This is a genomic window from Enterococcus wangshanyuanii (genome assembly GCF_002197645.1).
GTDB lineage: Bacteria > Bacillota > Bacilli > Lactobacillales > Enterococcaceae > Enterococcus_L > Enterococcus_L wangshanyuanii.
On sequence record NZ_CP021874.1, the window covers coordinates 2,397,209 to 2,411,519 of the forward strand.

The following is a 14,311-nucleotide window of genomic DNA, read 5'->3' on the forward strand; positions in this document are numbered from 1 at the left end:
TCCTCTTACGGCTGTCCAGCCATTACTTTCCAAGTGATCACACCAACATAGTTTCCTGTGTGGACAATATCTGATGATTCAATTTGCAGTTTTACCCCGTCTGTGCCGGTTTGTGATCCCCAGCTATTACTGATATCAATGCTTCCAGCAGAGCCGTCAGCATTTAGAAAGACTGTTTGTGCATTCGTATCTAAAATCGTTTCTTTTCCTCGATACACGTAACGCAAAGCATTAACCAACTCTTGTCCTTCTGTATTTCTCATTGGGGTCGATAGTGACGCTGTCAGTGTCCAGCCATTTGCTGTATCTGCTCTTGTATCAGTAACGATCAACGGCTGGTCGATCGATGGATCATCCACACGTTTTGTTGTTGCGTTATAGGTAAGTGAACCAAAATCTAAAGCATTCGGGGCTGACGCTAAACTCAAGATACCTTGCAGTTTATATCTGACCGTTACTTCTGTATTATTGATCACTACCTCCGTCTCATTGTCAGGGCGTTCGGCGATTTCATATCCTGCACTTTCTAAATCAGTTAATTGTTTTGTCACACGCTCTTCTTTAGTCAAATCGATTTTATCTCCGACCTGACTGTCGATCGTGATCGTATAGCCAGGAAGTACTTGACCGAGTTCATTGATAAATTCGACTGTCAATACAGCATCTACATCGACTACTGTCACTTTGATCGTGCCAGTAATATCTTGTGCTAACCCAGAATCTGCAGCTTTGACTGTTAATGTGACTATATATTCTTTAGGCTGGATATTGGCGATGTCATTTAACCCGCCAAAATCAGTGACTGTGACTAGTGAGCTAATATCTGTTTTGACTCCATCTACAATGCTGTAGGCTTCAGGCTTACTCTTATCTAAAATATACTGTATCAATTCAGTATCAGATAAATCACGGATATCAAGATAAGGTGCATCGAAGCTTGCTCCAGTAATTGCTTGTGATGTTTCTAAAATAATTAAATTAGAGGCAATTTCTGTTTTATTGCCCGCTTCATCTAAAAGATTCACGTAAACAGTATGCGTTCCAATTTGCTCCATCAATGCTTCTAATTCAGCTGTATCATTTTTGTCTGAATACTCATACGTAAATGTTTGAGGCGTTGGATTGGTATCTGTTGGATTTTGCACGAAGACGCTTGGATCAGGAACAGCTGCCCCCATTCCTGCATAGAAGTCTTTCGGCTCACCTGATGGCGGTGTTTTATCCAACACGATTTGAGTTGCTTCATCATATTTTCCATTTAAAAATGAATACGCATAAATCGTGGAATCCGCAGCAAAATGATTTCCTGCTGGAACAGTATAGCTAAAGTTACCTGAGCTATCTGCCTGGATCGTAAAATTATTTGTAAATTCCGGTGTATTAGAGCTTGTTGATGTGACCGGACTCAAAACCTTGTCGTCTGATGGATCCATCGCTTTAGTGACGGTATCATTTATTGGTACATCTGAAAGTCGAACATACGCCCCAGGGTTTGTCACACCTGTAATTGTCGTTGAATTAGGCGAATCAACTTCATCCGTTGCTGTACTAGTAAATGCAACATTTACATCTGGAATATATTCATATAACACTCTTTGGACATTACGAGTTGTAAAATTGTTTTTAAAATGATCGATGTTTGCCTGATCCAATGAAGAAGCAGATGTGATAGTTGGCGTAACACCGCTGTATGTTAAAAGCATTCCATACATTGGCGTCCAACTCATAGTAGGTTCAGTATCAAAGTTACCTGCTTCCCACATGCTGACTTTTTGAATATCCACATTCAACGTTCCACCGCTTCCAGCAATATTGATCAGACCATTATTCGTCGCAGTTGCTCCAGAAATAGGCGTTGTGCGCTCTAAATTTACTCGTTGTGCATCCGCAAATTGGAAAGTAGAACCTGAAGAAGAGAAGTAAATAAGATTATGCCCTGTAGCAGTACTGTCACTCATGGCATTAAAAATTCCTTTTTTTGCTACTCTAAAAGTTGCATTTCCTTGAACATGAATCAAATTAGAGGGAGAAGTACCCATGCCGGTTGCGCGTACATCCAATATTCCTTCTTCTGCAACTTCTAATGTTGCTCCGGCTCCTAAACGAACGATATTTCGATTCGTGTCATTGGCTGTATTGGTATGGCCCGTAGATGAAATATTCAGTTGAGCACCTTTTCCAATAGATACTCGACTGCCTGAGCCATTCATACCTAACGCAGCATATTGCGGCTTAGGCGTCAGTTGTAAAAGAGCACCTTCCTGCAATGTCACACTCCCGCCTCCAGGAATCCAGAGGTTTGTTTGCTGAGCATCACTTTCACCTGTCAGATTATTTTGTGCGCCATCAACGATTACTTTGGCGTTTTTTCCTATAGTTAGTGAACCCGAACCAATCAAGTGAATATTTCCACCTTGAAGAGTACTCATTTGAAATTCTGCATCTTCTAATACGGTTAAATTTGTAATATACAAATTAATTTGGTTTGTCGCGTTGATCGCCCAGTTTGTACGAAACTCTGTCGTATAGGTAGCAACTTGATTTGTCGAGGTTTTACCTGATACAAAAACATCTGTAGATGGAGAGTGCATCAGTTGGTTACCATAATTAGTGATATTGTGATACCGCATTGCCGAAGCTTGCTGATTGGCAGTACTTAAATCATTAAAGGTGGTAAAACCATAGTAATTTCCATGATAAACTTCCATATTTTGCCAAGTTAAGTCCCAAGAGCCCGTCGTATTGTAAAAACACAAAGCGATTGCTCCAAAATCAAGTAAGTGATTGTTTCCTTCAATAACTACTTTTCTTCCTATATTTGGAACGCCCATATAAACATACTGAGCTGATCCACTTGTATTCGAAGTTGCACCGCCAGTTAATATACTTGTTAAGTCAAGTCTCGGATTTGCGGGAACAGCAAAGCTGGAAGTAATGTTTATTCCAGAAATATTTACATTTCCCAATGCTCGAATAAATGACGGCCAGTCTGATACATCTGCAACTGCGTTAGGATCATAAGTTGAAAGGTCCTCTCCGCCAGCACGTGTATTATCCATTGTGAGACTTTGTGCAGCGGGCGAAATATTTGCCTTTTTTTGTTCACCTTCAACTGTTACTTTTAATTGCTGAGGTGAAATTTGATCAGCTACATCACTTAATTCAAATGTATACTCGCCACCGACGCTAGCAGTCAATAAGATTCGTACATCCATACGTGAAGCATCCATCGAGATCGTTAATGATCGTTCAGATTCATTCCAGTTAAAATTTGGTATTTCTTCTGATATATCATCTTCTTGAAGCATTGCTTTTTCAGCTTCTGCATCAAATGTTATCCCTTCAGGAATTAGTAATTTTAGTTCTCTTTTGATTTCTATTGATTCATTTTCTACTGAATCAGTTTCTTCACCAATCGTTGGTTGAGCTACTTCTAATTCCACTTGCCTATTAAGCTCTTCTACGCCACGTGAGTCAGAAATATCTAAATGGAAAGCTTGATTTTCACTAACCTTTTCTTCTACCAACGTAAGAGAAAGAGGCTCTTTAGCAAATAGCTTAGTCGCTGAAAAATAAACTTGTCCAAATACAGCCAAACAAAGAATTGAAACTGTAAAGATGTTGATATACATTAATCGTTTTTTTCTTGTTTTACTCATTTCATTCATTTTCCCTCCTTGTATCTTAAATTTTTAGCTATTATACGCGACCACCTCCTTTAAAAGATTCGTATCTTTATTTGAATCAAGTAGATATCCAACCGAACGAACTGTGCGTAAAATCTTTGGATCAACACCGCCTTGCTTTAGCTTATTTCTTATATGGAAAGCAACATTTGCTATACGATAGGTTTTTATAGAATTATCCAATTCTTCTTTCCCTCCCCAAACATAATCTGAAATTTCTTCATATGTAAATGCCTGATTGACTCTGCTGGCTAACAAAGACACCATTCGATACTCCAAACGTGTAAGGCTCACCTCTGACTTATTCGGTAATTTCATGCTACAATTTAAGGAGTTCAATTCGAGCTCATTGCTGGCCTTTGATTCACCTATGTTTTTTTCGTCTGTTCTGTGAATCAATTTTAATGTGTTCTCAATGATGACAAACATTTCATCATCCGATATATTTCTGCCAAGATTACCTAACACACCTAATTCAAGGTTGATTTTCTTACTGATTTCATTGTCAGTCTTGGACTTTACCCATATTGGTAAAAGTGATTGTCTTTTGATCGATAAAATCAATTCAAGGACTTGATTTTGATTTTCCTCTGAGCTGTAAATCAATACGCCGTGCATCGTATCTAATTGCGCCAATAATTGTTGTTCATCAGAAAAGTGAAAGTCACATATTTTAATAGAAGTTGGTATGAAATAGTCTTTAGTATTAAAAATTGCCAAATTATACATAATTTGATTTCTCCTTTCTTTTGTTTGTGCACAAAAAATATATTATATTCCTCTTTTTTACACAAACTAGGTTTGTCTACTTCAAGGACAAATCTAAATGACATAAAATAGCCCGCCCGCACCAAAAACTCGTCATTTTTTAATTATTATTTAATTTAAATTCATTTTTTTAATATAATTATGAGAATTATTTTTATGTTTTTTCTATAAGAGGAGAAGTTTTGGATAAAATTCGCCTTATTTTTTTTGTTATGATTCTAGAATATTATGATTTTGGAGGATTTAATATGAATGAAATAGGTTATAAATTAGTATTGGATACATCTACAAAACGAAAGATCACCATTCTAAATTTATTATTGGAGTCAGATGTGCCGATTCTGATTTCAGAGTTGGCAGAAATATGTGAAGTCTCTCAAAAAACGTTAAGAAGAGATATTCAAAACTTGAACGAGCTGTTTCCAGACTCATTGATTCAAGAAAACTCTTCATTGATTCTAAATATCTCAACTGATATGAATCCGATCTTGAGTTATATCGAAGACGAAGTGAAGAACAATATTTTGTTTTCTATTGTGGAAGATACCTTCTATGGCCGTAGCGAGACGATCGATTATTTATCCGAAAAATTTTTCATTGCAGAATCCACTCTTCGCAAATACTTATCTGTTTTAAAGGATGTTCTAGAGGATTTTGATTTAACACTGAACCTTTCACCAATCGAAATACTTGGCAATGAAGTCAATATCAGATATTTCTATTTTCATTTCTTTGAGCAAGTGGCTGAGTATAATCAACGCTCTTATCTAAAAAGTAAACACATGGACTTGTATGCGATCTTAAGAAACCTGCTGCACAATTACGGGTTTATTCTAAATGTCGATTATCATCGTTTTGTTCGCTGGATGACTGTTAGTGAACAAAGAATTCGACAGCAAAAATTAGTCTATCTCGACGCAACACTTTTAGATAAATATCGTTATAGTGAGACTTTTTTAATGCTAAAAACAGCCGCAAAAAAAGCCTTACTTCCGGATTCTTTTAATTTGATCACTGATTCAGAGATTGCTTTTGCTTTTTTGATTTCACTGGATACGATCGTTTATGATGAAAAAAGTCATTTTTTACCAACTAGCTTTTTACAAGCAACAGAAGATTTCGAGCACTTAGTCACTAAATTTTTCCAACATTCCGGTTTAAGTTATCCCTTAAACGTTGAACTAAAAGCAATCATCAAGGCCTTTCTGGTAAATGAAAAAGCATTACAGGAACTTTCTCCTTTATTTCAAAAAAATGATTCCAAATTCAAAGCCTTAATGGAAAAAAAATACCCAAAAACAATCGAAACTTGGACGACCATTCTTAAAGATAATCATGATTTCTTATATAAAGAAGATTTAGCGATCAGCTTAGCTTCCTTAACTGAAGCGAAAGTCAACCGCAGTAGTAAAATCCTTTTTGCTTTAAGTGGAACTTCTGCTGAAACGGCTTATTATAAATATTTGGCGCATAAATATGTACCGAAAACAGCGGAATTGGCTTTCGTATTCAACCAGCCGATCGACAATAATTTGATCGAACGGCTGGATATCGATGTCTGTATTTGTAATTTTCCTTTACCTTCATCGGATATTGGCTGCACCTTCTTTAAATTTTCCAGTGTACCTTTAGATAGGGAATGGGAAATTTTGGCTAAAAAGCTGACCACTATCTAAGTTATTTTATACAGCTAAAAGGGACTGGGACATAACTCTACGAGTTACGCCTCAGTCCCTTTTAAAACGAATAAACGGTGGAAGCAGAAGTAACTCCTTCGGAAATAAGCTGAAATTCACAAAAATTTGAAGAACAATTTTCGTGAATTCCCTCTTATTTCTCGGAGTTGAACACTTCTGTCCCATCCTCTTTCTGATTTTATCTATTAATTGCTATCATTCAAACGATGGATCTCTGCCAGATCCTCCTCACCAAATGGTCGATCTTTATAATAAAAGGCACGATCTCTACTATTGATTTCCCGCAACACTTTACACGGATTTCCAACAGCAACTGAATTAGCGGGGATATCTTTTGTTACAATACTACCTGCACCGATCACACTATTTTCACCGATCGTCACGCCAGGACAAATGGTTGTATTCGCTCCGATCCAACAATTATCTTCAATAGTAACCGGATCTGCATACATCAATCTTCGACGATCCGGATGAATCGGATGTCCGACCGTAGCAATCGTTACTCCTGGTCCAAACGCTACTTTATTTCCAATAGTAATTTTCCCATCATCAATAAATGTACACCCCATATTCAAATAGCACTCTTCACCTAACTGAATATTACGGCCGTAACAAAAATAAAATGGGGCCTCGATCCACGCATTGACTTTTGTTCCAAAAATGTCATCCAAAAGTTGAAAACGTTCTTCTAATTTTTCAGGTGACAGCTGGTTAAACTGCCTCATCTTCTTTTTGGCCTGCATCCGTTCCTCCGGCAGGTTTTCACAGTTATCTAAAAATAATTTTCCAGCAAGAATTCTTTCTCTCATCCTCATAAAAAACGTCCTTCCTTATGTGCCTATTCTTTAGTATGCGCTATCATTTTCATTAAATACGTGTTCCTCTACTAAAAGAAAGGAAGCAAAAGAAACCTTCTGCTCCACTTTCACTATTATTTTCAATTAGATCGTCTGCTTGACCAATGACGGATAAACGACCATCACCTGTCTTAAAAATGGGAACTCGCTGACCATTTGATCAAACTCATCTCCTGAATCAAGAAACTCAGTTGTACCTTCGATATAAAACCCCGCACCAGCACCGATCGTTCCTTGAACTTCTCTAGAAGCTAATGTTATTTTGATTTGATTATTTATCGCTAAATCTGCTTGTGTTGAATGCATGCCTGCCATTGGCAGTAAGATTCGATCATCTTCCGTCAATTTCAAATAACTATTCCACGTATTCGTCACATGCGCATCATTATTCGCCCATGTCGTCAAAGAAACGGGTCCTTCATGTGCCAAAACTTCTTTAAATTTTTCATTGAACATACCTTTTCCTCCTATTGATAGTATCGATTACTAAAAAAGACGTGTTTCTTTAAGAATAGCACAAAATTTTTAATTTAAAAGACGAACAAAAGGTAAAATAATGAATAGCTATTTTAACAAATATATAATGAATGATCTTTTCTTTAAGCAAAACAACCGCTAATTAGTATGACGCAAAAAATAGCCTTTAATATCTTCCAGCATAAAATCCTTAATTAAGGTAACTTCCTGTATTCGAGCGCCTTTTTGCAAAACCTCTTCACAAGAAATAAATGACCAGTTTTCTTCATTGCCACGATATTTAGGATTATTTGCATAGACAACTCCTGTGATCCCTGACCATATAATTGCTGAGCTACAAAGCGGACAAGGCTCAAAAGTAGAATACAGCCAGTAACCTTGAGGGAGTTTATCTACGTTTAACTTAGCACAAGCAGATCGAATCGCATTGATCTCGGCATGTGCAGTCGGATCAAGGGTTACAGTTACGGTTGTCTCGCCCTGTGCTATGATATTCATTTTTTCATCGATAATTGCTGCGGTAATCGAATGATTTGTCCATTGATTGTGGATCAACTGTGACATTATTTTTTCATTGGGATGTTCAGACACGTTTTCATCACACTCCTATACTTATTTACTGCTTATCTTTACGAATTTCTTCTGCAGCGTTCTCATGGTATGCCGTTCCCATCAAATAATAATACATATCCGTATTCTTTTCAGACTGCGGCATCTCCTCTAAGCAATATTTAGCATAGTTCTGAATGTCTTCGGTACTAACCTCTAATTTAGCTAATAATAACTCATTTAAAAATTTAACACTAAGAAGCTCCATTTCCAGCTCTCGGATTCTTTCGTCCATATCTTTCCCTCTTTTCTATGCGCTCATCTCTTCATATAGTAGTGTACCTGTTTACATTATAAAAGGATACTGACCCTCTTCATAAATTTTTTGGAATACTATAAAACAGATACGGAAAAATTCACTTATTTCATCAATATTATTCTATAATTTTAGCTTTGACTTATGCTATTCTTGATCTACAAAGGAGAATGCTATGCTAGAAAACAGACAAATCGTTTATAACTCACAACTTGAAATCGAAGCGCTAGTCTTTGACGGTATCCAGCAAAAATTTCCCAATCATTTCCATGATTACTATGTGATTGGTTATATCGAAAAAGGCAGCAGAAAATTATCTTGTAAAAATAAAGAGTATATTCTTAAAGAAGGAGACTTTATTTTCTTTAATCCATATGATAACCATGAATGTGAATCCATAGATGGTAAGCCGCTGATCTATCGAAACCTACATATCCGTCCTGAGATCATGGAAAAACATGTGCACGCACGACTATCATTAACTAAAAATCCGCTCTTCACCGTAACTGTTCCTGAAACAACGCAAGAAAATCAACTGTTTTTACAATTACACGAACGGCTGATGAATGAACGGTCAAATGATGCTTTTGAAATCGAAGAATTATTTACCTTGCTGTTGAATGATTTACTATCAAGTTATTCAAGCCTTGAAGAATCGAAACATCAGACTATTCCACACAAACTCAATGAAACAAAAGAATTCATTGAACAAAACTACGCACAAAAGCTTTCGCTTGCTGAATTGAGTGTATTAGCAGAAACGAATCAATATACATTTATTCGGCTATTTACTAAATATTTTGGTTTAACACCTTTCCAATATTTGATCACCACACGGATCAATCAAGCAAAAGAATGTCTAAAAGATGACATTTCTATCACTGAAATCGCTATAGAAACTGGTTTTAGTGATCAAAGTCATTTTACCCGAGTATTCAAAGCTCAAATCGGTATTACGCCAAAAATGTATCAAAATATTTTTAATGCTTAAAGAGAGGATGTACGCTATGACACAAGAACAAAAGTGTGTGATGCTGATCGATGAAGCATTGCCGCTAGGCTTGATTGCTAATACGACTGCTATATTAGGAGCTACTTTAGGAAAAGAGTTTCCCGATGGGATCGGCGCGGATATTTATGATAACAATGAGCAAAAACATCTGGGGATCGTGAATTATCCGATTCCTATTTTAAAATCCTCTAAAGAGGCATTGAGCGATCTTAGAGCTATCTTAAACGATGAACGCTACTCAAGTTTGACCGTGATCGGATTTTCTGATGTTGCTCAAACCTGCGGCTCTTATGAAATTTATACTGAGAATATGAGGAAAACGATTCCTGAGCAGATACATTATTACGGCTTATGCCTTCGAGGGAGCAAAAAATTAATCAATAAACTGACAGGCAGTTTGCCTTTATTACGTTAAGAATCACCCAATGGTTTTTGACTACAAGCTAATTGATTTAGTTCTACTGTTACATTTTTTACTGCTAAAAACAAAAAGAAGGCTAGCTCCCGATCTTAGTGATTTAGGGAGCTAGCCTTCCTTATTATTTTAAGAAACTATTATTTTGCATTCCGTTTATTGATCCAGTCTGTCGATACATCCATCGCAGCTCGAGTCGCATTGCTTTGATCCATTGAATTGACCATGACAAAGTCATGAATCATTCCTTGGAATCTAATTTGTGTGACATCAACACCTGCATCACGTAAGTGACGGGCGTATTCTTCTCCTTCATCTCTCAATACATCTGCCTCACCATTTAAAATCATTGCAGCAGGTAGTCCTTCAAGGTCTTCTTTCGTTGCTTGTAATGGAGAAATCGTTTTGATCGTAGCATCTTGTCCTTCTGGAAGATAATTGTCCCAGAACCATTTCATTCCATCTTTTGCCAAGAAATAATTTTCAGCAAATTGATTGTATGAGCCTGAATCAAACGAATGATTTGTCACTGGATAATACAATAATTGTTGGCTGATTTTAGGACCTTTCCGGTCTTTTGCCAGCATAGTCAAAACTGTCGCCATATTACCGCCGACACTATCGCCTGCAATCGTCAATCGACTCGTATCATATTCATCTTTAGCGTCGTCTACTAGTTTCAATAATGTTGCATAACATTGCTCGATCGCTACTGGATATTTTGCTTCTGGAGAACGATCATATTCTGGAACGAACACAATAGAATTCGTCCGAACAGCTAATTCCCGAACTAATTTATCATGTGTATGAGCGCTGCCTAATACCCAACCCGCACCATGGACATAAAGAATCACTGGAAGTTTTTCTTTTGCCTCTTTTGGTTTTACAGTACGTACATTGATCGTCCCATGATCGCCTAGATTCCATTGCTGATCATCGATGTCAGCTTCAAGTTTTTCCACCGGCGAGCTTTGGACCTCTTCAAGTAAATCACGTGCGTCATTAACTGGGAGCTGATAGATAAATGGTTCTTTTGCATTCGCTTCACTAAATTCAAGTGCTGATTGTTCTAAAGAAATTCTGTTTACCATATGGCTACCTTCTTTCCACTGTTATACCTTCATCTTAAGCCCATATCATAACTAGTTCAAATAGTACGCTTTATAAAAAATGCAGACAGAACTAAATAGAATTCTGTCTGCATTTTTTAAACTATTTCGCTAAATAAACCATAGCCATTTCCTTGTATATATCGATCATTTCCAAATAATTATCGACATCCACATATTCATCGACTTGATGAGGCGTTTCATTGCCCGGACCAAAAATAATCACAGGAAAATCTTGTTTGCCCTTGGTAAATTCTGCCGCATCTGTCGTTCCAGATACACCGACCATCGGAATATCTACATTTACTTGTTTCTTAGCTACTTGTTGAGCAATTTTAGCGATATCAGAATTTTTTTCACTTTTCACCGAAATTTTATTTGCTTCAATCGTTAGCGTTAACTGATAATTTTCTTTTTGATTCAACTCATCGATCAACTCATTCATTTTTTGGATAACTAAATCATTATCGTACCCTGGAATCGTTCTGATATTTCCTTCTAAACTTGCTTCACTTGGAATACTATTGATTTGTTCTCCACCGGAAATCATCGTCACATTGTAAATAAACTCACCTAAGACTTCATCCGTATGGACTTCACTACGGAATAATTTATTGGCTCTTGTGTAGAAATCATTCAAATGATCGATCGCATTCACACCTAATTGCGGCATAGAGCTGTGCGCATTTTTCCCTAGAGAAGAAACCTTAAAGTTGATCGATCCTTTATGTGCATAAACAATCCCTTCATATCCTGATGGTTCGCCGATGACCATTGATGTTACATCATCCACATAGCCCTCTTTTGTCAGCTGTTCAGCTCCCAGTTCACCAACTTCTTCCCCAACTGTGGCCAATAACCGTAAACGCCCATCAAAATCAGCTTCTTCTTCTTTCAACTCGATCATAGCAATTGCCATAGCTGCCAAACCGCTCTTCATATCACAAGTGCCGCGGCCAAACATTTTCCCTTCACGAATCTCTGGTTTAAACGGATCTGACGTCCAATCTGCAGCATTTCCAGCTGAAACAACGTCCATATGTCCGGAAAAAGCCAAGACCTTCTCACTTTTTTGATTGCCGATTTCAACAATCAAATTATCGCGATCCTTAGCATATTCTAAAAAGGAAGAATCGATCCCATGCTTTTTAAATAGCTTGCTTAAATACTCTGCGACTTCCTTTTCATTACCATTGACTGATTTGATTGCAACAAGGTCTTCCAAAATTTGAATTTTTTCTTGTTTTTCCATTGTGTATGCCCTCTTTCGTTAGATACATCCAAGATTCTTCGTTGTGTGTGGAAAAAGGTTGGATATTCCGATTTACATCTCAACTATACACCTATTTGAAGGTTTTGTTAAATCAAAAAAAGGCTTTACTAAGTACCCTTTGTACTTAAGTAAAACCAAGTTTCAGCCTATTTTTCTTCGTTAAAATAATTTCCTGGAACAACATTGATCGTTTTCGTTTGAGTATCGACATCTTTCACATACAACAATGAAGTGTAATCTTCGATCGCACGCTGACCGTTAAATTTCGATTCTGCAAAAACAGTGATTCCTACAAGCTCTGCTTCAAACTCTTCGATCAAGCTCTTCATTCCGTTGACCGTTCCGCCGCCTTTCATGAAATCATCTACGACTAAGACTCTAGAACCGCGTTTCAAACTGCGTTTTGATAGTTCCATTTTTTCGATCCGTTCAGATGAACCAGAAACATAATTCACACTAACTGTTGATCCTTCAGTGATCTTTGAATCACGACGCACGATCACAAAAGGCACATTTAAATAGTAAGAAACTGCTTGAGCGATCGGTACACCTTTAGTCGCTACAGTCATTACTGCATCCACCTGCTCATCTAAATACTTAGAAGCAATGATTCGTCCAACTTGACGCAACAATTCCGGCTGCCCCAATAAATCAGAAAGATACACGTAGCCTCCTGGCAGCAAACGATCTTGTTCTGATAGGCGGTCACACAAAGATAAAACCAATTCCTTAGACTCTTCAAATGGGATTTCAGGAATAAACTGAACGCCTCCAGCAGCTCCTGGAATCGTTTCAAGAATCCCTGTTCCACGCTCTTTAAATGTTTTTTTGATAATTGCCAAATCTTCACTGATCGATGATTTTGCTGATTTATAGCGCTGCGCAAAATAAGTCAACGAAACCAATGTGTGGGGATGCTCTAACAAATACTGCGTCATATCGATCAAACGCTCACTTCTCCGAATTTTCAAATCCGTCACTCCTTTTTCTTTTTATAGATCTATTCGTCATGCTCTTTATGAGTATACCTGCTTAAAATTTAATGGTACGTCCTTTCAATCTATCGTTCCCTATTATAAGGTGTTTGATGAAAAAATTCGAGCATTTTTTGAAAAAAATGAAAAATAGTTCGCAATTTAGAAAACAAAAAAGAAGATAGGAGAAAAAACTTTCGTTTTTCCTCCTATGCTCACTAAAATAATCAGTAATTAACCTCGACTCATTTTCTTATTTCGCTGCATCGTAACGATGACTTTTTTAAATACACTGACCAGAATAAACAATCCGATAAAAATCAATGTGATGCTGGCACTTGGCGGTGTCTCTAAATAATAAGAGCCCGTCAATCCTGTTAGCATGCCAATCAATCCCATGATCACACTAATAATGATCACTGTATTAAACCCTTTACCGATCCGCATACCGATCGCAGCCGGCAAAACCATGATCGCCGAAATCAATAATGCTCCAGCAATTGGAATCATCACCGCAATCGCAATTCCTGTGATCACGTTGAACAACATAGACATCCAATGGATCGGCAAACCATCTACATGTGCCGTGTCTTCATCAAATGTCAGTACATACATTGGTCGTTTGAATAAACAAAATAAGACCACTAAAACAACAAATAAAACGGCTAAAATCACGACCTGCTGCCAAGTGATCGTTACGATCGAACCAAATAAATAGGACTGGATACTTGCCGCAGAATTCCCTCCACTTAAATTCATCAGTACTAACGCTAATGCTAGACCGCCTGACATCAAAATAGCAATCGAAATTTCAGAATATGTGCTATAGATCATCCGTAGATATTCCAAAATCACTGCTGCAATGATCACGACCACCAGCGTCATGATATCCGGATTCCAATTTAGAAAGAACCCTAAAGCAACACCCGCTAATGATACATGAGATAGTGTATCTGCCATCAAAGATTGTCTTCTGATGACTAGAAAAACACCTAGCATTGGGGCAATCACTGAAATAAAGGTTGCCGCTAAAAAGGCTTTTCTCATGAACTCATATGAAAGCATCTCCAAATTTGTTCAACTCCTTATTGTACAAGGCTTTCTAAGCCTTTTATTTTGCGTGAGAACATTCGTGAGAACAATAACTCACAGTTTATTTCTTTACGATTAAACTTTAC

General features: G+C 37.3%; 13 protein-coding genes. 3 read left to right on the plus strand and 10 right to left on the minus strand.

Annotation, left to right across the window (positions count from 1 at the left end; translation table 11 throughout):
• Positions 1-5: 5 nt before the first annotated feature.
• Positions 6-3,668: a pectate lyase-like adhesive domain-containing protein gene (locus tag CC204_RS11835; RefSeq protein WP_088270356.1), complete on the minus strand. Its 3,663-nt coding sequence runs from the start codon at positions 3,666-3,668 to the stop codon at positions 6-8.
• A 24-nt stretch (positions 3,669-3,692) separates the two neighbouring features.
• A complete protein-coding gene (locus CC204_RS11840) occupies positions 3,693-4,415 on the minus strand; it encodes a DNA-binding response regulator (RefSeq protein ID WP_088270357.1) in 723 nt (240 codons plus the stop codon).
• A gap of 287 nt (positions 4,416-4,702) precedes the next feature.
• Here CC204_RS11840 and CC204_RS11845 point away from each other — a divergent pair, with 287 nt between their 5' ends.
• Positions 4,703-6,130 (plus strand): helix-turn-helix domain-containing protein, encoded by a 1,428-nt coding sequence (locus tag CC204_RS11845; RefSeq protein ID WP_162288350.1) that lies wholly within the window; start codon positions 4,703-4,705, stop codon positions 6,128-6,130.
• 206 nt (positions 6,131-6,336) lie between these two features.
• On the opposite strand, the gene CC204_RS11850 is transcribed toward CC204_RS11845, so the two are convergent.
• The 4 genes from CC204_RS11850 to CC204_RS11865 form a co-directional block, all read right to left on the minus strand.
• Entirely contained in the window at positions 6,337-6,966 is a 630-nt protein-coding gene (locus CC204_RS11850; protein ID WP_088270359.1) for a sugar O-acetyltransferase, read from the minus strand.
• Positions 6,967-7,092: 126 nt separating this feature from the next.
• A complete protein-coding gene (locus CC204_RS11855; protein ID WP_088270360.1) occupies positions 7,093-7,464 on the minus strand; it encodes a pyridoxamine 5'-phosphate oxidase family protein in 372 nt (123 codons plus the stop codon).
• Positions 7,465-7,623: 159 nt separating this feature from the next.
• A complete protein-coding gene (locus tag CC204_RS11860) occupies positions 7,624-8,076 on the minus strand; it encodes a nucleoside deaminase (protein ID WP_227011142.1) in 453 nt (150 codons plus the stop codon).
• A gap of 25 nt (positions 8,077-8,101) precedes the next feature.
• Complete coding sequence (locus tag CC204_RS11865; RefSeq protein ID WP_088270361.1) at positions 8,102-8,329, minus strand: hypothetical protein; 228 nt, start codon at positions 8,327-8,329, stop codon at positions 8,102-8,104.
• Between the two features lie 196 nt (positions 8,330-8,525).
• Between CC204_RS11865 and CC204_RS11870 the strand changes: the two genes are divergently transcribed.
• Positions 8,526-9,341 carry an AraC family transcriptional regulator gene (locus CC204_RS11870; protein WP_088270362.1) on the plus strand — a complete coding sequence of 272 codons (816 nt, stop codon included), beginning with the start codon at positions 8,526-8,528 and terminating at the stop codon, positions 9,339-9,341.
• A 16-nt stretch (positions 9,342-9,357) separates the two neighbouring features.
• Positions 9,358-9,777 (plus strand): DUF2000 domain-containing protein, encoded by a 420-nt coding sequence (locus CC204_RS11875; protein ID WP_088270363.1) that lies wholly within the window; start codon positions 9,358-9,360, stop codon positions 9,775-9,777.
• 140 nt (positions 9,778-9,917) lie between these two features.
• Here CC204_RS11875 and CC204_RS11880 read toward each other — a convergent pair whose 3' ends face one another.
• The 4 genes from CC204_RS11880 to CC204_RS11895 form a co-directional block, all read right to left on the minus strand.
• Positions 9,918-10,868: an alpha/beta hydrolase gene (locus CC204_RS11880; RefSeq protein ID WP_088270364.1), complete on the minus strand. Its 951-nt coding sequence runs from the start codon at positions 10,866-10,868 to the stop codon at positions 9,918-9,920.
• 121 nt (positions 10,869-10,989) lie between these two features.
• Positions 10,990-12,138, minus strand: a complete 1,149-nt coding sequence (locus tag CC204_RS11885; RefSeq protein ID WP_088270365.1) for an ArgE/DapE family deacylase — start codon at positions 12,136-12,138, stop codon at positions 10,990-10,992.
• 167 nt (positions 12,139-12,305) lie between these two features.
• A complete protein-coding gene (purR, locus tag CC204_RS11890; protein ID WP_088270366.1) occupies positions 12,306-13,130 on the minus strand; it encodes a pur operon repressor in 825 nt (274 codons plus the stop codon).
• A gap of 237 nt (positions 13,131-13,367) precedes the next feature.
• Positions 13,368-14,198, minus strand: coding sequence for a metal ABC transporter permease (locus CC204_RS11895; RefSeq protein ID WP_088271712.1), 831 nt, complete (start codon positions 14,196-14,198; stop codon positions 13,368-13,370).
• Positions 14,199-14,311: the final 113 nt, after the last annotated feature.